Annotated in this window: 18 protein-coding genes and 1 pseudogene; 5 read left to right on the top strand and 14 right to left on the bottom strand. The window is 52.2% G+C overall.

The window, feature by feature from the left end; translation table 11 throughout:
- The 9 genes from BOW51_RS04090 to aroQ form a co-directional block, all read right to left on the bottom strand.
- Window positions 1–213 (bottom strand): FeoA family protein (locus tag BOW51_RS04090; RefSeq protein ID WP_135568044.1); only part of this gene is annotated, 213 nt, incomplete at its 3' end.
- A 94-nt stretch (window positions 214–307) separates the two neighbouring features.
- On the bottom strand, window positions 308–892 hold the full coding sequence (locus BOW51_RS04095; RefSeq protein ID WP_245828455.1) for a carboxymuconolactone decarboxylase family protein: 585 nt from the start codon (window positions 890–892) through the stop codon (window positions 308–310).
- A 115-nt stretch (window positions 893–1,007) separates the two neighbouring features.
- Entirely contained in the window at window positions 1,008–1,292 is a 285-nt protein-coding gene (locus BOW51_RS04100) for a hypothetical protein (protein ID WP_078476565.1), read from the bottom strand.
- Between the two features lie 69 nt (window positions 1,293–1,361).
- A complete protein-coding gene (locus BOW51_RS04105) occupies window positions 1,362–2,192 on the bottom strand; it encodes a mechanosensitive ion channel family protein (RefSeq protein WP_078476566.1) in 831 nt (276 codons plus the stop codon).
- Between the two features lie 122 nt (window positions 2,193–2,314).
- Entirely contained in the window at window positions 2,315–2,659 is a 345-nt protein-coding gene (locus tag BOW51_RS04110) for a helix-turn-helix domain-containing protein (protein WP_135568046.1), read from the bottom strand.
- 108 nt (window positions 2,660–2,767) lie between these two features.
- Window positions 2,768–3,655: a 50S ribosomal protein L11 methyltransferase gene (prmA, locus tag BOW51_RS04115; protein ID WP_078476568.1), complete on the bottom strand. Its 888-nt coding sequence runs from the start codon at window positions 3,653–3,655 to the stop codon at window positions 2,768–2,770.
- A 24-nt stretch (window positions 3,656–3,679) separates the two neighbouring features.
- Complete coding sequence (accC, locus tag BOW51_RS04120; RefSeq protein ID WP_078476569.1) at window positions 3,680–5,020, bottom strand: acetyl-CoA carboxylase biotin carboxylase subunit; 1,341 nt, start codon at window positions 5,018–5,020, stop codon at window positions 3,680–3,682.
- A gap of 12 nt (window positions 5,021–5,032) precedes the next feature.
- On the bottom strand, window positions 5,033–5,500 hold the full coding sequence (gene accB / locus BOW51_RS04125; RefSeq protein WP_078476570.1) for an acetyl-CoA carboxylase biotin carboxyl carrier protein: 468 nt from the start codon (window positions 5,498–5,500) through the stop codon (window positions 5,033–5,035).
- A gap of 23 nt (window positions 5,501–5,523) precedes the next feature.
- Window positions 5,524–5,964, bottom strand: coding sequence for a type II 3-dehydroquinate dehydratase (gene aroQ, locus BOW51_RS04130; protein ID WP_078476571.1), 441 nt, complete (start codon window positions 5,962–5,964; stop codon window positions 5,524–5,526).
- A 333-nt stretch (window positions 5,965–6,297) separates the two neighbouring features.
- On the opposite strand from aroQ, the gene BOW51_RS04135 reads away from it, so the two are divergent.
- Window positions 6,298–6,603 (top strand): hypothetical protein, encoded by a 306-nt coding sequence (locus BOW51_RS04135; RefSeq protein ID WP_078476572.1) that lies wholly within the window; start codon window positions 6,298–6,300, stop codon window positions 6,601–6,603.
- A 92-nt stretch (window positions 6,604–6,695) separates the two neighbouring features.
- Here BOW51_RS04135 and fabA read toward each other — a convergent pair whose 3' ends face one another.
- Both fabA and BOW51_RS04145 read right to left on the bottom strand, forming a co-directional pair.
- Entirely contained in the window at window positions 6,696–7,211 is a 516-nt protein-coding gene (gene fabA, locus BOW51_RS04140) for a 3-hydroxyacyl-[acyl-carrier-protein] dehydratase FabA (RefSeq protein ID WP_078476573.1), read from the bottom strand.
- 23 nt (window positions 7,212–7,234) lie between these two features.
- Window positions 7,235–8,953 carry a proline--tRNA ligase gene (locus BOW51_RS04145; RefSeq protein WP_078476574.1) on the bottom strand — a complete coding sequence of 573 codons (1,719 nt, stop codon included), beginning with the start codon at window positions 8,951–8,953 and terminating at the stop codon, window positions 7,235–7,237.
- Window positions 8,954–9,076: 123 nt separating this feature from the next.
- Here BOW51_RS04145 and BOW51_RS04150 point away from each other — a divergent pair, with 123 nt between their 5' ends.
- The 4 genes from BOW51_RS04150 to BOW51_RS04165 all read left to right on the top strand — a co-directional run bounded on the left by BOW51_RS04150 (window position 9,077) and on the right by BOW51_RS04165 (window position 14,002).
- Window positions 9,077–9,442, top strand: coding sequence for an asparaginase domain-containing protein (locus tag BOW51_RS04150; protein WP_078476575.1), 366 nt, complete (start codon window positions 9,077–9,079; stop codon window positions 9,440–9,442).
- A 163-nt stretch (window positions 9,443–9,605) separates the two neighbouring features.
- Window positions 9,606–11,171: an inorganic phosphate transporter gene (locus BOW51_RS04155; RefSeq protein WP_078476576.1), complete on the top strand. Its 1,566-nt coding sequence runs from the start codon at window positions 9,606–9,608 to the stop codon at window positions 11,169–11,171.
- Window positions 11,168–12,208: a substrate-binding domain-containing protein gene (locus BOW51_RS04160; protein ID WP_245828457.1), complete on the top strand. Its 1,041-nt coding sequence runs from the start codon at window positions 11,168–11,170 to the stop codon at window positions 12,206–12,208. The genes BOW51_RS04155 and BOW51_RS04160 overlap by 4 nt, the downstream gene beginning before the upstream one ends.
- 27 nt (window positions 12,209–12,235) lie before the next feature.
- Entirely contained in the window at window positions 12,236–14,002 is a 1,767-nt protein-coding gene (locus tag BOW51_RS04165; protein WP_078476578.1) for a Na/Pi cotransporter family protein, read from the top strand.
- An 85-nt stretch (window positions 14,003–14,087) separates the two neighbouring features.
- Here the strand turns inward: BOW51_RS04165 and BOW51_RS04170 are convergent, their stop codons facing one another.
- The 3 genes and pseudogenes from BOW51_RS04170 to BOW51_RS11085 all read right to left on the bottom strand — a co-directional run.
- The gene (locus BOW51_RS04170; RefSeq protein ID WP_078476579.1) at window positions 14,088–14,783 is read right to left on the bottom strand and encodes a TSCPD domain-containing protein; all 696 of its coding nucleotides are present in this window, start codon (window positions 14,781–14,783) and stop codon (window positions 14,088–14,090) included.
- A gap of 11 nt (window positions 14,784–14,794) precedes the next feature.
- Window positions 14,795–16,960, bottom strand: a pseudogene (locus tag BOW51_RS04175) (adenosylcobalamin-dependent ribonucleoside-diphosphate reductase).
- Between the two features lie 349 nt (window positions 16,961–17,309).
- Window positions 17,310–17,664: CBS domain-containing protein (locus BOW51_RS11085; RefSeq protein ID WP_503167664.1), on the bottom strand; the 355-nt coding region annotated here is incomplete at its 5' end.

The following is a 17,664-nucleotide window of genomic DNA, read 5'->3' on the forward strand; positions in this document are numbered from 1 at the left end:
GATCTGCTTGCTGGCTATGCCGCTTCCAAGTGCCACGCGGTTCTGTTCACGGGCAACAACAACGCCATGGTCGCGATGGTTGATGACCTCGAATTCACTGCCCAGGCTGATACCAAGCGCTAACAGGCGCCGGGTAAGTTGGCGACCACCCTGAATAGCATTCAGCCTGACCTTATGGCCGACCGGAATGCTGTTGAGCGGTTGTGACGTCATCAGGGAGTATCACGCAGTAAATAGGAATGATTCCTATTTTAGTATCTTCTAATGTATTGTCAACCGCTTTCTGCCTGGTCAGGGGGGCGAACAGTCAGGCAAACAACTTCTCAACCTTGTCTACGATACGGTTCTTGGATGCGGCCGCTTTCATGAAAATGACCACCGCTTCAAGCTCGCCCACCATTGCGCGCGGTTTGATTCCCCGTGATTCACAACTACTGACGACCTGGGTGCCGCAGAAGTCAATGAGGAACTCGTCATTACGTGCAATACCGATGGCCAAAGCAATCAGGTAGGGGAGATCCGGGTCGTTACTCTGAAAGGAGATCAGTTTCGCAAAACGCTGCCATGCCTTGATCCAGTGGTTCTGTTCCGAGCTGCCGATGACCCTGGTGTCGATCCTCAGGAAAAGGATCATCGAGTTAATGTGCTGGCAGATGGTGTCCTTGCTGATTTTGTCCAGTTTGCACAGGGCGGCAAGGTGATGATCGATACAGTGGTCACACTGGTAATAGAGAGCGAGCCCCAGTGCGATATACTCTTTCTGCTTCGGGGTCAGGTAGGTATCCCATTTCTCTTCACCATCTGTGCCCTGGAAAACCATCATGTGCATCAGGTTCATGATGTCTGAGATGTGGCGGGGAAAGGTGTTGTCCTTAAAGATTGGACTGCTCATCTTTGATCTCTGTTTACCGAATTGCTGTTATTGAAATGCACCAATGGCACGCTGGGTGTACATTCTAGTTGAGTTGTCTTGCATTTGTATGAAATCCCCGCCAACGGGAATATAGTTAGTGGAGTTTCTTGCGTTGCCTGATGATTCTGACGAAAGGGTAGAGCATTGACAGCAGCAGAATCAACATGGCGATGCTGATCATTCCCTTGTTGACCAGCAGGATGACGACGCCAAATGCAATCAGCATTGATATTGTCGAATCGATAATAGCTGCGCGTATCAGTTGCTTGCGGACAGATTCTGCCTCTTCTCCCGTAATGAATAGAAACAGTACGGGCAGCAGGTAGTGCAGAGGCGCATAGAAAACAGCGATGATAATCCAGGTGATGACATCATTCATAAGCTATAGTAAGTAACCGGCCTGGTTTGCGGAAATCAAAACCGGAAACCAGGCCCTGGCTTTTTTTCATCAAGCAGCATTAAGCGTATGCATATGGACTTCCTGCTGAGGGAAGGGGATGCTGATACCGGCTTCATCAAATTTCAGTTTGACACTCTCCTGTAGATCCCAGTAGACGCCCCAGTAGTCCTCTCTTTTTGCCCATGGACGTACGACGAAGTTGACGCTGCTGTCAGCCAGTTCAGATACGGCCACCACGGGTGCGGGGTCTTTCAGTATGCGCTCGTCACTGGCGAGGATTTCCTCGAGCAGGCTCTTGGCCTTCCTGATGTCATCCTGGTAACCGATGCCAAACACCATGTCGATGCGACGTGTCGCCATCGCCGAGTAGTTGGTGATAGTGCCACTGGTGATGGATGAATTTGGCACGATGACAAGCTTGTTGTCGGGTGTTTTGAGATGAGTGGTAAAGATGCTGACTTCCTCGACACTGCCTGATGTGCCGGCAATCTCGACAAAGTCACCAACCTTAAAAGTACGGAACATGATAATCAGCACGCCTGAAGCAAAATTCGATAGTGAATCCTTTAGTGCAAGACCGATGGCCAGGCCAGCTGCGGCAAAAATGGCTGCAATCGAAGTGGTTTCCACGCCGAGCTGCGTCAGCGCTGCAATGATGACAAAGGCGAGTAGTAGCCAGTGCACGATATTGCCAAGAAACTTGACCAGGGTTTGTTCTACCCCGCGGCTTGCCATGGTTTTCTTTATCAGTGTGGATATCCGCGTTACCAGCCACTTACCGATGATGTAGATGGCGAGAGCAGACAGGATTGAAATGCCATACTCCATAATGGTGTTGGTGATCAGGTTAGGATCAATCTGGTCGAGCCACTTTTGCATTTTTTCCATGGATATATACCTCTTGATCGGGAATTGTCAGGGAGCAACAAGATACTGCTACAAGGGCGTTCAGGTCAATTGTGCAATGGGGATAGGGGGTAAACCTGCTGTAGAGTACTGACTCAAACCTGTTGAGCTTTTTTCATGCAGTTGCCAAGCTTGCCGAAGTAGTCATTGGCGAGTTCAGTCGGGCGGATATAACGTGTACGACGATCCTTTGTGTCCATGCTGAGCGCCACCATGCCTTTCTGGCGCAGTGATTTGATGCGGCGAAAGACCGTACTCTCCGAGACGTCTGGAAGCATCTTCATCGCCTCTAGCACGGTGATCTCGCGTCCTTTGTGCCATGCGACTGCAAAGATGTTCAGGACGCGCTCTTCGACAGCATCAAGAACGGGAAAGTCTTGTGTGTCTTTAACAGCCTGTGCCAAGTGAAGGAATTTGAGATATGACTGTTTTCTGTCCATGCTTTTAATATAGTCCATTTTTGTTGATAATTCGCAATCCTGATAAATGAGAGGGTATAAAGCCTGCACCCTGTTTGCATACAATTTATTGGGTAATCAGCAAGGTTATCAACGCTTTGTACCTGTGATCAATACCCAGTCATCGAGGCATTTTGTCGGTTCAAGCAGAAAGTACGGATCGAAAGCAGCGCGTACCGCCTCCGCCTGGTCGGCAAGTATACCGGAGAGTGCAATAGTGCCACCTTGACGAGGTAGTGATGCCAATTGCGCGGAGAGGTCAATCAGTACGCTGGCGAGTATGTTTGCCACGATGATATCGGCTTTTTTGCGGGGAGGGGTATCGCTGTTTTGCAGCACCAGGCGAGCCAGCACGCCATTCTCTTCTGCATTCTGTTCGCTCGCTATCAGCGCCTGGGGATCATGATCGATACCAGTTGCCTGCTTCGCTCCGAGCAGCAATGCAGCGATTGCCAGTATTCCGGAGCCACAGCCGAAATCGATAACATCCTTGTCTGCAACATCCGCCTGGTCGAGCCATTCGAGACACAGTGCGGTCGTCGGGTGCGTGCCGGTACCGAATGCGAGCCCCGGATCGAGTGTCAGTACGACGGGATCGACCGCCTCATCCGGCAGTTGCAGGCCACGCGGGACAACCCACAGGCGTTCGCCAAAACGCATTGGTTTGAAATCATCAAGCCAGGCGCGTTCCCACTCCTGTTCTTCGAGAACTTCGATTGCTACTGTTGAATTGATGTTGAGTTGATTGAGAGCGGTTTCGAGCGCGCTACGTAACTGTTGCTGGTCAGTGTCGCTTTCAAACAGTGCTGTGACGACTGTCTCACTCCAGATGCGCTCTTCACCGGGAGCCGGTTCAAGTTGTGGTTCGTCACCGGCATCCGTGAGTGTGATGGAAATTGCACCGAGTGTTTCAAGCAGCAGCTCAATAGCCTGAGCCGCTGCTTTTTCTACCGGCATGTGGACCTGGACCCAGGGCATCTTCAGTGACTTGCCCGGTGTCCGTTACAGCCCGAGTTTCTTTTCAAGATAGTGGATGTTGGCTCCGCCTTCTCTGAAAGCGGAATCACGCATAATATCCTGCTGCAGCGGGATATTGGTCTTGATGCCGTCGATGACCATTTCGGACAGTGCCGTGCGCATGCGAGCAATGGCTGACTGTCGGTCTTCGCCATGAGTGATGAGCTTGCCGATCATGGAGTCATAGTAGGGTGGAACCCTGTAGCCATTGTAGATGTGTGTATCGACACGTACGCCGGGACCGCCTGGAACATGCAGCTGGGTAATGTTGCCGGGGCTGGGCATGAAGGTCTTGGAGTCTTCGGCGTTAATGCGGCACTCGACCGCATGACCACGCATCTTGATCTCTTTCTGCTTGTACGACAGCTTCTCACCACTTGCGATCAGCAGCTGCTCCTTGACGATATCCACACCGGTTACCATTTCGGTTACCGGATGTTCGACCTGAACGCGGGTATTCATCTCGATGAAATAGAACTCGCCGTTCTCGAACAGAAATTCGAACGTACCGGCACCACGATAACCAATGGTTTCGCAGGCCTCGGCGCAGCGTTCACCAATCTCTTTGCGTTGCTTGTCAGTAATGCCCGGTGCAGGTGCTTCCTCGACAACTTTCTGATGCCTGCGCTGCATTGAACAGTCGCGCTCGCCGAGGTGAATGGCATGGCCGTGTGTATCTGACAGCACCTGGAACTCGACATGGCGGGGGTTCTCGAGGAACTTCTCCATGTAGACGGTATCGTTACCAAAGGCCGTGTGTGCCTCGGTCTTGGTCAGCGAGATGGAGTTGAGTAGTGAGCCTTCGGAGTGCACCACGCGCATGCCGCGACCACCACCGCCGCCGGCGGCCTTGATGATGACCGGGTAGCCGATTTCACGTGCCATCTTGATGGTACGCTCGTCGTCGTTGGTCAGTGGGCCGTCGGAGCCAGGAACGCAGGGAACGCCAGCCTCCTTCATTGCCTCGATCGCAGTGATCTTGTCACCCATCATGCGGATGGTGTCAGATTTTGGGCCAATAAATATGAAGCCCGAGTCTTCAACCCTTTCTGCAAAGTCTGCATTCTCTGAGAGAAAACCGTAGCCGGGATGAATGGCAACTGCATCTGTCACTTCAGCAGCACTGATGATGTTTGGAATTTGCAAGTAGCTGTCGGTGGATGAGGCCGGTCCGATACAGACGGATTCATCAGCGAGGCGTACATGCTTGAGATCGCGGTCAGCTTCCGAGTGTACGGCAACCGTCTTGATGCCCAGTTCGCGACAGGCGCGCTGGATGCGAAGGGCGATCTCGCCGCGGTTTGCGATAAGAACCTTTTCAATCATGGGATATTGGCCTTATTCGATGATAAACAGCGGTTCGTTGTATTCGACCGGCTGACCGTTGTCGACGAGTACCTTTTTAACCACGCCGGCCTTGTCGGATTCGATCTGGTTAAGGATTTTCATCGCCTCAATGATACACAGGGTGTCGCCTGCAGCGACGCTCTGTCCCTCTTCAACAAAAGCAGCTGCTGTCGGTGATGATGAACGGTAAAAAGTGCCGACCATGGGTGACTTGATGATATGACCTGCTGGCTCCTCAACTGCCGGAGCAGGAGTTTCTGCCGGTGCAGCGGGTGCAGCTGCAGCTGCTGCAGCGGGCATCGCCTGGGGCATGGCTGCCATCATCTGCTGGGGCATGGCTGCTGGAATCGAGCTGGACCTGCTGATGCGTACCGATTCTTCACCTTCGTGAATCTCGATCTCGGCGACGTCCGACTCTTCGAGCAGTTCGATTAATTTTTTTACTTTGCGAATATCCATTTTGACTCTCGGAAACTGTAAATTCAGGGGTTAATTTGTTTTTGTGCAGCTGCAAGTGCTAACTCATAGCCCTGGCTGCCAAGCCCGGTAATGACGCCGACAGCAATATCTGAAAGATAGGATTGCTGGCGGAACGTCTCGCGGCTGTGCACGTTGGATAGATGTACCTCGATGAATGGGATGTCTACCCCAAGCAGCGCGTCACGCAAAGCGATACTGGTATGCGTGAATGCGCCGGGGTTGATAATAATGAAATCGGTGCCGTCTTCACTTGCCTTGTGTACGCGTTGCAGCAACCCGACCTCGGAGTTTGACTGCAGGAAATCGACCTGGTCGGCTGATTCGCTGGCAAGACCCGTGAGGCGCTTTTCAATATCTGCAAGTGTTTCAGAGCCATATATGTCCGGCTCGCGCTTTCCAAGCAGATTGAGATTTGGGCCATTTAGAACCAGGATTTTTGCCATATTCTTTGTTCCTGACAGCTTCCATCGGGGTGTAATCAGATTTAGGCAAGTGTCGCTAATTAGAGGCTAAATGTCCAGTTAATTCGCTCAAAATCGCTTAAATTGGTCTTATCTACGTATTTTCCCTAATGCGCAGTACTTTTGTAACTCAAAGGCATGAAAAATAGGGTTATTTCCTTTTTTCCGGCCTGTTTTCAAGCGAAATTGCAGATAGGTGTCTGGTAGAGTTGGCATCCTGCTGAATTCGTGTTAACTTTCACCAGACCATAAGAAGAGGCCGGTTTCCTAATTGGCCTTGTAGAAAAGAAAAGCACACATTGAGGAGTGGAGAATATGCTCAAGACTATTGCAAGCGCTTTGGTTATTTCCGTTGCCCTGTCAGGAGCTGCATTTGCAGCAGACAAGGCTGCAGCTGATGCTGCGATTGCTGAAGCCAAGGCTGCCTTAAGCAAGGCTGGCAAGAAAGGTATTGCATGGCGCGATACTGGCAAGATGATTAAAAAGGCCGAGAAGGCTGCTGAGAAGGGTGATTTTGATGCGGCAGTGAAAACTGCGGGCAAGGCAAAATTCCAGGGCGACATGGCCTACGAACAGGGCATGGAGCAGATGACTGCAGGCAACTGGAGTTACCTCGACTGATCTGATCAGTTTCGCTAGTTAATAAAAAAGCCCGCGTTTGCGGGCTTTTTTATTGCGTGCAATTCATCCAGTCCAGCAGGGACTGGTTTGAATCAAAAGCCCTCGGTCGATGTGAACAGCCCCACGCGCAGGTTCTTGGCGGTGTAGATCTCACGCCCATCAACATCCATCGAGCCATCCGCAATACCAAGCACAAGCTTTTGCGCGAGAACACGCCTGATATTGATACGGTAGGTGACTTTCTTGGCGGTTGGCAGAACCTGGCCGGTAAATTTCACTTCACCGACACCAAGTGCGCGACCGCGGCCCGGGTGTCCGCTCCAGCCGAGGAAGAATCCTACCAGCTGCCACATGGCATCCAGTCCGAGGCAACCGGGCATGACCGGGTCGCTCGGGAAGTGGCAGGCAAAGAACCACTGTTCAGGATCGACATCGAGTTCGGCAATGATCTCGCCCTTGCCATAGGTACCCCCGGAGTCACTGATCTTGACGATGCGATCCATCATCAGCATGTTGCCGACAGGCAGGCGCGCGTTGCCATCGCCAAAGAGTTCGCCGTAACCACATTTCAGCAGTTCTTCTTTTTCGTAGCTGGAAGCTTGTTTCATCAGTGTTCCTTGGTGGTTCAGTTTCAGTTATTCAGTTTCTGTTGCAGGAAGGAGACGAGTTCATCACGAGGAATCATCTCGTTGTCGCTCTCGCGACGGTCACGGTATTCGATCATGCCTTCCTTGAGAGAGCGTTCGCCGATGACTATGCGGTGTGGTATTCCGATCAGTTCCATGTCTGCAAACATGACGCCGGGGCGCATGTCGCGGTCATCGAACAATACCTCGATTCCTGCATCTGTCAGCTGCGTGTAGAGTTGTTCGGCAGTCTCGCGAACCATCTCCGATTTTTTCAGGTTCATCGGCACGATCGCAAGCTCGAAAGGCGCGATAGCGGTTGGCCAGGTGATGCCCTTGTCATCGTGGTGCTGCTCAATCGCTGCACCGACAACGCGTGTCACACCAATACCATAACAGCCCATGGTCATGGTTGCAGCCTTGCCGTTTTCATCCAGCACCTGTGCTTTGAGTGCTTCCGAGTACTTGGTGCCGAGCTGGAAAATGTGTCCAACCTCGATACCACGGGCGATTGTCAGGGTGCCTTCACCATCCGGGCTGGGATCACCCTCGACAACGTCACGTAAATCAGCAACCTGCGGCAGTGGCAGGTCTCTTTCCCAGTTGATGCCGAAGTAGTGCTTGCCATCCTGGTTGGCGCCGGCGCTGAAATCGCTGCAGTGAGCAACACTGCGGTCGACGACACAGGGGATTGTCAGGTTCAGTGGGCCAAGTGAGCCCGTACCTGCACCGATTGCATCACGAATCTGCTCTTCGGTCGCAAAACAGAGTGGCGCGGCGATTTCGGGCAGTTTTTCTGCCTTGATTTCGTTGAGGCTGTGATCACCGCGCACGATCAGTGCGACCAGATCAGCTTCACTCTCTTCTGATGCTTCAACAATGAGAGTCTTGACGGTGCGCTCAATCGGCTGGTCAAACTGCTCGACCAGCTCATCGATGGTCTTCGCATCCGGCGTGTCGACCAGGCGCAGTTCCTCGCTTGCTGCAGCGGCTGCATCCGTTTGCGTAATCGCCTCCGCCAGTTCCACGTTTGCCGCGTAACTGCTTTTGGTCGAGAAGGCGATGGCATCCTCACCTGAATCTGCCAGCACGTGGAATTCATGCGAGGCATTACCGCCAATTGAGCCCGTGTCTGCATGCACAGGGCGGAATTCGAGGCCGCAGCGGCTGAAGATATTGCTGTAGGCCTGGTACATGTCATCGTATGTTTTCTGCAGCGACTCCTGGTCGAGATGGAAGGAGTAGGAATCTTTCATGATGAACTCGCGGGAGCGCATCACGCCGAAACGTGGCCGGGTCTCATCACGGAACTTGGTCTGTACCTGGTAATAATTAACCGGAAGCTGACGGTAGCTGCGCAGTTCATTACGCGCAATATCGGTAATGATCTCCTCGTGCGTTGGACCGAAACAGAATTCGCGGTTGTGGCGGTCGTGAAAACGCAGCAGCTCGGGACCGTACTGTTCCCAGCGGCCTGACTCCTGCCACAACTCGGCGGGCTGCACCGCTGGCATCATCAGTTCGAGCGCGCCCGATTTATTCATCTCGTCGCGCACAATTGCCTCGGCCTTGCGTAACACACGCAGCCCCAGCGGCAGCCAGCTGTAGAGACCGGCAGCAAGTTTACGGATCATACCGGCGCGCAGCATCAACTGATGGCTTGGAATCTCCGCGTCGGACGGCGTTTCCTTGACGGTATTGAGGGGGAATTGTGATGTGCGCATGGAATTTATCGCTGGCGAAAAGAATCTATTTTATCGGTATGTTGCCGGTAGCGGAAGGGCTCTCTCGACTTACAGTGCTGTTCTTCCTATTATTGGCCTGTCAATTGAAAAGGAAAACTGCAGATGCGCATACTTGTGACCGGCGGCACTATCGATAAATGCTATCTCGAAACTGATGGCAAACTCTGGTTCCAGGAATCGATTATCGGCGACATGCTGAAGCAGGGGCGCTGCACGGCAGATACCAGTGAGACAGCAGCAGAAATTGCTGCATTGGAACTCGACAAGACCATTGTTCTGACAGGCTCCATGATCCCGCATCGCGTGGGAAACTCGGATGCACTCTTCAATCTTGGCTGCGCCGTTGCCGCTGTGCAGTTGTTGCCGCATAGCGTCTACCTGGCGATCAATGGAGAGACCTATGAGTGGGACAGGGTGGTGAAAAATCGCGACCTGGGTCGTTTCGCACGAACCGCAGAAAAACACTGAGCCTGTTTGAATCCCCTCAATTCCATCTTTTCTCGCGAAAAGGTGTTATACGGTTCGTATTTAACTGATGTTCATGTAACCCTGATTAATGTGACAGATTTGTGGCGGATTTGTTAAAATTATAGAGTTCGCAATCCAATTCTCACCTCCTTAAGGATCAAGCATGGAACTTCAGAATTTATCTCAAATTGAGAAGGCAGCCCGGTTTGGGCGTCCAGAGCTTTTCAGGCTGGGTGTTGCACTTCTTTTCATCGTCGGGATCATGCTGTTCTCGGGTCTCAACCTGCAAGACCTGGAGGGTGGTTACATGCTTGTTGCTGCAGCCATGATCGGCGGATACATGGCGATGAACATCGGTGCCAATGATGTTGCCAATAATGTTGGTCCTGCAGTTGGTTCGAAGGCGTTGACACTGGCTGGTGCGATCCTCATCGCGGCCATCTTTGAAGCTTCCGGTGCATTGATTGCGGGAGGTGACGTGGTTAGTACGATCAAGAAAGGGATCATTGATCCGGCCAAGATTGCGGACAGTGATACCTTCATCTGGCTGATGATGGCGGCGCTTCTGGCAGGTGCGATATGGCTGAATATTGCGACTGCACTCGGTGCGCCTGTATCGACGACACACTCCATTGTTGGCGGTGTACTCGGGGCCGGTATTGCTGCCGGAGGGCTTGGTATCGCCGACTGGGGAAAGATGGGGCAGATTGCAGCCAGCTGGGTGATTTCACCGGTCCTTGGCGGCGTGATCGCGGCTGGCTTTCTCTACCTGATAAAGCGAAGCATCACCTACCAGGAGGATATGATTACGGTGGGGAAACGCATGGTGCCTCTGCTCGTCAGTTTGATGGCGTGGGCGTTCTCTACCTACCTTGTGCTCAAGGGGTTTAAAAAACTCTGGAAAGTCGATTTCCCCATGGCCCTGCTGATTGGACTCGCCGTCGCAGTCGTCATTTTCCTCATCATCAGGCCGTTGATTGCAAAAGCGGCAAACAAGATGACGAATGAGAAAATGAGCATCAACCGCCTCTTTACCGTACCGCTGATTTTTGCCGCAGCGCTGCTCAGCTTCGCACATGGTGCGAATGACGTGGCCAATGCTGTTGGTCCTCTCGCTGCTATTAATGATGCAATCCTGCATGGCGGAATCGCCAAGAAGGCAGAGATTCCAATTTGGGTCATGATGGTGGGTGCAATTGGCATCGCGATCGGCCTGGCGCTCTATGGTCCCAAGCTGATCAAGACTGTCGGTAGCGAGATAACAGAACTCGACCAGATGCGAGCTTTCTGTATTGCCATGGCTGCTGCAATTACTGTCATTATCGCCTCCCAGTTAGGCCTGCCTGTTTCATCGACACATATCGCGGTTGGTGCGGTTTTCGGAGTTGGATTTCTGCGTGAATTCCTCAAGCACACCTATATGAAAATGGTAGAAGAGATCAAGGATCATCATCACGGCAGGGACGAGGCCGAGGTCGAGGCCTTCCTGCTGAGATTCCAGAAAGCCACGGTCAGAAGGAAAGGTGAAATGCTGCAGCAGTTGAAAGAGCATTCAGCTTCTGCTGATCTGAGCAAGAAGGAGCGCAAGGGACTCAAAAAAGTTTACAAGACTGAACTGGTCAAACGTTCTGCGCTGATGAAAATTGTTGCAGCATGGGTGATTACCGTGCCTGTATCAGGCATTCTTGCAGCCCTGCTCTTCTTTATGATCAGGGGCCTGATGCTGTGATAAAAACCTGGCAACTTCTGACAGGGTTGCTTTTCTCTATGGGTATCATGGCGTCGACGGCTGCCCAACAGCAGCAGCGTGACTACATTATGATTGTCGGTTCTTCGACAGCTTTTCCCATGGTCTCTACCGTGGTGGAGCGATTTGTCCGCAAGACAGGTGCACGATCACCCGTCGTTGAGGCGATGGGAACTGGTGGCGGCTTCCGCTTTTTCTGTGATGGTGTTGGTTTGGAAATGCCTGATATTACGATGGCGTCCAGGAAGCTGAATGAAGCAGAGCTAAAGCAGTGCGAGAGTAATGGGATACAGAATCCCGTAGAGGTGAAGATTGGCTATGATGGCATCGTATTCGTGAACACAAAAGATGCAGAGTCTTTCGATTTTTCTGCAAGGGATCTCTACCTCGCCCTGGCGAGGGAGATACCTGATCCTTCCGGCAGAGCCGAACTGGTCAGCAATCCTTACAGCAAATGGAACGAAATTAGCGAGTCACTGCCTGCACTGCCAATCAAGATACTCGGCCCACCGCTCAGTTCGGGAACGCGTGACATCCTGTTTGAGAAACTGATGGAGCAGGCTTGTGCTGATCACGCCATGCTACACGACATGAGAGGGAAGGATGCTGATGCATACAACGAACACTGTTACACCTTCAGGGAAGATGGAGCCTATATCGAGGCGGGCGAGAATGATGCGAGAATTGTGCGCAAGTTGTCACAGGATCCGGGTGCAATCGGTATCCTCGGATACAACTTTCTGGAGCGTAACGGCGATCTCCTGAAAGCGGCAACGATTGACTCGATTGCTCCTGAATTCGAAATGATCGAGGACAGCAGTTATCCCCTGTCGAGACCGCTTTATCTCTATATCAAGAGAGAACACTATCCACTTGTCAACGGGCTGAGCGAGTTTCTGTCCGAATTCACTTCCGATGCTGCATGGGGTGATGACGGTTACCTGATCGACAAGGGCCTGATTCCACTTAGTGCTGAAGAGCGTACGAGTTGGAGGAAGAGAGCTCTGCCCGGTACATAGCAGCTGGGAGAGTATGAGCTCCATTTTATGCAAGAGACTACCGCAACAATAGAATTCGGGGTCATGATCGTCGGCCTGGCCGGTGGCCTGGCCGGTGGCCTGGCGTTGTTTCTCTATGGCATGCGCAAAATGACCGAGGCGCTCAAGCTGGTCGCCGGCGATCGTGTCAAAAACATCCTCTCAAAGCTGACCACCAACCGTGTCACAGGCGCCCTGGCAGGTGCAGGTGTCACCGCAGTTATCCAGTCGTCATCAATTACAACTGTCCTGGTGGTCGGTTTCATTACCGCAGGCGTGATGAATTTTACCCAGTCGATGGGAATCATTCTTGGTGCCAATGTCGGCACCACGATAACAGCGCAGATCATCGCATTTAAAATCACGAAATCGGCAATGCTGCTGATTGCGATGGGCTTTTTTACCGAGGTGCTGGCGACCAATCAACGTGTCCGGCAGATCGGTATCATGCTGATGGGGCTGGGTATGCTCTTTTTCGGCATGGAGCTGATGAGCCAGGCAACCCACCCGTTGAGGGCCCTGGAACCCTTCATGGATCTCATGCGGGGCATGGAAAATCCGTTGTTGGGTATTCTCATGGGGGCTGGTTTTACGGCCTTGATACAGAGCTCCTCGGCGACCACGGGTATCGTGATCATCATGGCGAGCCAGGGCTTTGTGACTCTTGAGGCCGGAATTGCACTTGTGATGGGTTCAAATATCGGTACCTGTGTGACAGCTTATATCTCCGCGATTGGCAAACCGCGTGAGGCGATGCAGGCAGCGGTTGCACATATCCTCTTCAACGTGATGGGGGTACTCCTGTTTATTGCCTTTATTCCCTGGCTGGCGGAAGTGGTGAGATATATCTCGCCCGTGTCGTCCGGCCTGGATGGAGTCAACCGTCTTGCAGCAGATACGCCACGCCAGATAGCTAATGCTCACACGGTATTCAATGTACTCAACCTGCTAATCTTTCTTGGCTTTACCAACGCCCTGTCGGCCCTGGTGCTTCGCATCGTCCCGTCAATGCCGATTGTCGAAGAGAAAATCATTGAGCCGAAATATATCGATGACTACTACCTTGATCAGCCTGCACTGGCTCTGGATCGTGTGCGTCTTGAGATCACACGCATGGGTAAACATGCACTCTCCATGCTCCGGGATAGTATGCCGATCCTGACAGTTGGTACACGTGAGCGAATTCACTCGCTTCAACAGCGTGACGAGGAGATCGATATTCTGCACAGTGCGATCATTGTCTATCTGCACGATCTTTCATCGGGCGATCTTGTTGATCCGCTGCCGCAACGTCTCTATCAATATGTCACCCTGGCAAATCATATTGAAAATATTGCTGATACGGTAGAGAAGGGGATTGTTTCTGACAGCTACAAGCGACTTGATTACAAACTGACGTTCAGTGAGGGCACGGAAGAGTTGATCAAGGCGATCTATAAAGAGACTTATCTCGTTGGCCAGGCTGCACTGGAGGCGATAGAGAATAATGATCGTGACAAGGCGCAGGAATTACTTGATTCGAAGGCGCGTTTTGGCGGACTTGTAGAGCGTGCCCGCTCGCACCTCTATAGCCGTCTAACACAGGAATCGCCGGAGCATCTCGTTGTTTACAAGATTGAATCCAATGCGATTGAACACTACCGTCATATCCACAAACTGTTCATGCGTGTGTGCGAGATGATTATTGCACAGTCCGAACTGGAGAATGCTAAAGAGCAGGAGCAGGAAGAGCCGCAGGAAGAGCAGGAGCCGAGTAACGAAGAACGTTCTGAATAACTGTCGATGGCCTCACTACGGCAGTGGCGAGAGCCGGCTTTAACGATGCATTCTCACAGTCGATTGCGCATGGTTTTTCTTCAGGTTACCCGCATTTGGATTCGCCGCAGTTCAGGCATGTGAGGCAGTTATCCATGTTGATGACCGCCTTGGTATGGCATTTTTTACATAGCTGCGCACTGGGGGGGAATGTCTGTTCCTGCTTGGACTCCTTCTCGGTGACAGCACCCTGTTCAAACTCTGCACGTTTTTCATCGAGAATTTTCTGTTGATGCTCATCCGGCTTTTCCGGTTTGAGCATACCAATCATTTGAAGGTGGTCGCATACGACCTTGCCGATTTCTGCAACCAGTGAAGACATGTACTTGCCGCCCTTTTTGAAGTAGCCGCCGTTGGGATCAAACACGGAGCGCAGTTCCTCAACCAGGAAGGTGACGTCACCGCCCTTGCGGAAGACTGCCGACATGATCAGGGTCAGTGCGACAATCCACTGGTAGTGATCCATGTTCTTGGAGTTGATGAAGATCTCGAAGGGACGGCGCATTTCGTGCACAGTGCCCTCGTTGAGAACGATATCGTTGATGGTGACATAGAGTGCATGATCAGAGAGTGGCGTCTTGATCTTGTAGGTTGAGCCAAGCAGCATGCCGGGACGTGCAACCTTCTCATGCATCTGTATGACATTGCTTTCCGGCTTCTCTTCAACAGCTGTTGTTTCTGCCGGCCTGTCGTCGGCCTCAACTTCGTATGCGGTAATTTTCGAATCAATTTTGATGGTCATCTTGCTTGCCTCTAGAGCTTGCCGTAATAGCCCTCTTTAAGGGCATCAAAAAGGTTGGCAGCCGTATGGATTTCTCCGTCATATTCAATCTCTTCATTACCTTTCGCGGTGATTTTTGTGCCGTCATCGAGAGTGAAGGTGTAGCTGGTGTTTTCAAGGTCCTCTTCCTTGGCCAGGACGCCCTGAAAGGCCTCCGGGTTAAAGCGGAACGTGGTGCAGCCCTTGAGTCCCTTTTCGTAGGCGTAGAGGTAGATATCCTTGAACTCCTCGTAGTCGTACTCTGTGGGAACGTTAATGGTTTTGGAGATCGATGAGTCGATCCACTGCTGGGCGGCGGCCTGAACCTCGACATGCTGCCTTGGACTGATCTCGTCAGCACTGACGAAGTAGTCGGGAAGCTGCTGTTTCGGATCACTGCTGCCGGGCATTGCATCCGGATTCACCAGTTCGCGGTAGGCCAGCAGTTCATAACTGAGAACGTCGATCTTCTCCTTGCTCTTTTTGCCTTCGCGAATGATGTTGCGCGAGTAGTGATGAGCGAAACTGGGCTCGATGCCATTACTGGCATTGTTGGCAAGTGACAGGGAGATGGTGCCGGTCGGTGCAATTGAACTGTGGTGAGTGAAGCGACAGCCATGCTTGCTGATTTCATCGACCAGTTGCGGCTCAACCTCGGCCAGTTTCTGCATGTAACGACTGTAACGTGCATGCAGTACCTTGCCGCTGATTTCATCACCGGCTTTCCAGTGGTCGCGGCGCATCTCGGGTCTCTCTGCCAGCATCTCTTCGGTTACAGGGAAGGTCTCATCCATGATGGGCGCTGCGCCTTTTTCCTTTGCCAGTTCAATTCCTGTACGCCAACCGGTAACGGCCAGTTCACGTGTGACGCGCTGGGTAAACTCGAGTGAGTCACTATCACCATACTTCATCTGCAGCATGGTCATTGCCGAGCCCAGTCCCAGGTAGCCCATGCCGTGGCGACGCTTGTTCCTGATTTCGTCACCCTGCTTGTCGAGTGGCAGACCATTAATTTCGACAACATTGTCGAGCATGCGGGTAAATACTGAAACGACTTCCCTGAATTTCTCCCAGTCGAAGAAGGCATCGGAGGTGAAGGGATTTTGTACGAAACGAGTCAGGTTGACCGAACCGAGCAGGCATGCGCCGTGAGGGGGCAGGGGTTGTTCACCACATGGATTGGTTGCACGGACGGTTTCACAAAACCAGTTGTTGTTCATGTCATTGACCTTGTCGATGAGAATGAAGCCGGGCTCTGCATAGTCGTAGGTGCTTGACATGATCAGGTCCCAAAGGCGACGGGCACGGATGCTCCGGTTGATTCTGCAGGCAACCTGTCCGGCATCGTTGGAGATGTACCCTTTGCTGATTGGCCATTCGCGCCATACCACCTGGCTACTGTCATCCAGGTCGAGGTTATCTGATGTGACTTCTTCCTGTGTTAGTGGAAATGCCAGCTTCCACTCTTCATTACGCCTCACCGCCTCCATGAATTCGCTTGTGATCAGCAGTGACAGGTTGAACTGCCGCAGGCGTCCATCCTCGCGCTTGGCACGGATGAAATCCATAACGTCAGGATGACCGATATCGAAGGTCGCCATCTGCGCACCACGCCTGCCACCGGCGGAAGAGACGGTGAAACACATCTTGTCTTAGATATCCATGAACGACAACGGGCCGGAGGTGCGTGCACCGGCACCGCTGACATAGGCTCCACGTGGCCGCAGGGTAGAGAATTCGTAGCCGATACCGCAGCCTGCTTTCAGCGTCAGGCCTGCATCATGCACCTTGTCGAGGATGTCACCCATTGAGTCAGCGATGGTGTCAGAGACGGTGCAGTTGATTGTCGAAGTTGAGGGGCGATGTTCAGCCGACCCGGCATTGGAAATAATACGGCCTGCCGGGATGGCGCCATTTTTAAGTGCCCAGAGGAATTTTTCAGCATATTCGGTGCGCTTCCCGCTATCTTCCTCAATCTTTGCCAGCGCGGATGCCACGCGGCGGAAAGTGGCGTCGATATCTGTGTCTACCAGTGTCCCGTCTTTCTGTTTGAGGCGGTACTTGGAGTTCCAGATATCTGTCGATGCGTCCTGCATCGCGATTTCTGCAGGGGTTTCTGTGGTAGTCAATTCTTCTGGTTTGAGATTGAGGTTTTTCATTCTGACTCAGGCTTCCGGGTGATCAGTTAACCATCCAACCGCTTATTGGCGCAGTGGTCTGGTGTGAAACAAGAAATTAACCGAACTCTACATGTTGCGTATATAAATAATTTTTAATACAACATGTTGTGTTTGTTAGTTATAAATGTGGTTCAAGACACAGGATTTGTCAAGCCTTGAATGGAAGGCCTCATATTTCAACAACTTGTGTAGGGGTTTGGATGAAGTGGGGGTGCAATGTGATGACAGATTTGGAGAAAATCGGGGTGTTCGGGGTCACCAGGCGGTAGCCGCCTGGTGAAATTTCCCTCAATCGTGTGGTGTTCTCTTGTTGCCAGGAGTGGCTTCGTCAGCTGCGACTACTCTGCAGGTTGGCAATATTGCCGCCAGCGACATCGGAGGTATCGATTTCGATACCCGTCTGGCGAGCGATTGAAGTCGTAGAGAGTACGCCGCGAATCACCTGGCGACCATTTTCATCTGTTTCTGAAACGAGTGCGTGCTGACGTCCCATGCGTTTCAGGGTCGCGATGATATCTCCGACCGAGGCGCCACGTACGTCTTCCATGCTCAAAACCTCAACCTTGAACTGTGGTGTCATGAGATCACGAACCATGATCTCGTCGCGCTTTCCACCGACGTTGGATAGATGGTTCATAACACGCTCACCGTCGACATCCTTGCTGGTGATGATACCCATTATA

The sequence above is a fragment of the Solemya elarraichensis gill symbiont genome (assembly GCF_002021095.1).
Lineage (GTDB): Bacteria > Pseudomonadota > Gammaproteobacteria > Chromatiales > Chromatiaceae.

What these genes read in the sequence shown, in the direction of transcription:
- accC (WP_078476569.1), bottom strand. Translation starts at nt 5,020, where the DNA reads ATGATTGAAAAGGTTCTTATCGCAAACCGCGGCGAGATCGCCCTTCGC.
- BOW51_RS04105 (WP_078476566.1), bottom strand. Translation starts at nt 2,192, where the DNA reads ATGCAAAAGTGGCTCGACCAGATTGATCCTAACCTGATCACCAACACC.
- fabA (WP_078476573.1), bottom strand. Translation starts at nt 7,211, where the DNA reads ATGAAACAAGCTTCCAGCTACGAAAAAGAAGAACTGCTGAAATGTGGT.
- BOW51_RS04100 (WP_078476565.1), bottom strand. Translation starts at nt 1,292, where the DNA reads ATGAATGATGTCATCACCTGGATTATCATCGCTGTTTTCTATGCGCCT.
- aroQ (WP_078476571.1), bottom strand. Translation starts at nt 5,964, where the DNA reads ATGGCAAAAATCCTGGTTCTAAATGGCCCAAATCTCAATCTGCTTGGA.
- BOW51_RS04135 (WP_078476572.1), top strand. Translation starts at nt 6,298, where the DNA reads ATGCTCAAGACTATTGCAAGCGCTTTGGTTATTTCCGTTGCCCTGTCA.
- accB (WP_078476570.1), bottom strand. Translation starts at nt 5,500, where the DNA reads ATGGATATTCGCAAAGTAAAAAAATTAATCGAACTGCTCGAAGAGTCG.
- BOW51_RS04095 (WP_245828455.1), bottom strand. Translation starts at nt 892, where the DNA reads ATGAGCAGTCCAATCTTTAAGGACAACACCTTTCCCCGCCACATCTCA.
- BOW51_RS04170 (WP_078476579.1), bottom strand. Translation starts at nt 14,783, where the DNA reads ATGACCATCAAAATTGATTCGAAAATTACCGCATACGAAGTTGAGGCC.
- BOW51_RS04155 (WP_078476576.1), top strand. Translation starts at nt 9,606, where the DNA reads ATGGAACTTCAGAATTTATCTCAAATTGAGAAGGCAGCCCGGTTTGGG.
- prmA (WP_078476568.1), bottom strand. Translation starts at nt 3,655, where the DNA reads ATGCCCTGGGTCCAGGTCCACATGCCGGTAGAAAAAGCAGCGGCTCAG.
- BOW51_RS04110 (WP_135568046.1), bottom strand. Translation starts at nt 2,659, where the DNA reads ATGGACAGAAAACAGTCATATCTCAAATTCCTTCACTTGGCACAGGCT.
- BOW51_RS04150 (WP_078476575.1), top strand. Translation starts at nt 9,077, where the DNA reads ATGCGCATACTTGTGACCGGCGGCACTATCGATAAATGCTATCTCGAA.
- BOW51_RS04145 (WP_078476574.1), bottom strand. Translation starts at nt 8,953, where the DNA reads ATGCGCACATCACAATTCCCCCTCAATACCGTCAAGGAAACGCCGTCC.
- BOW51_RS04165 (WP_078476578.1), top strand. Translation starts at nt 12,236, where the DNA reads ATGCAAGAGACTACCGCAACAATAGAATTCGGGGTCATGATCGTCGGC.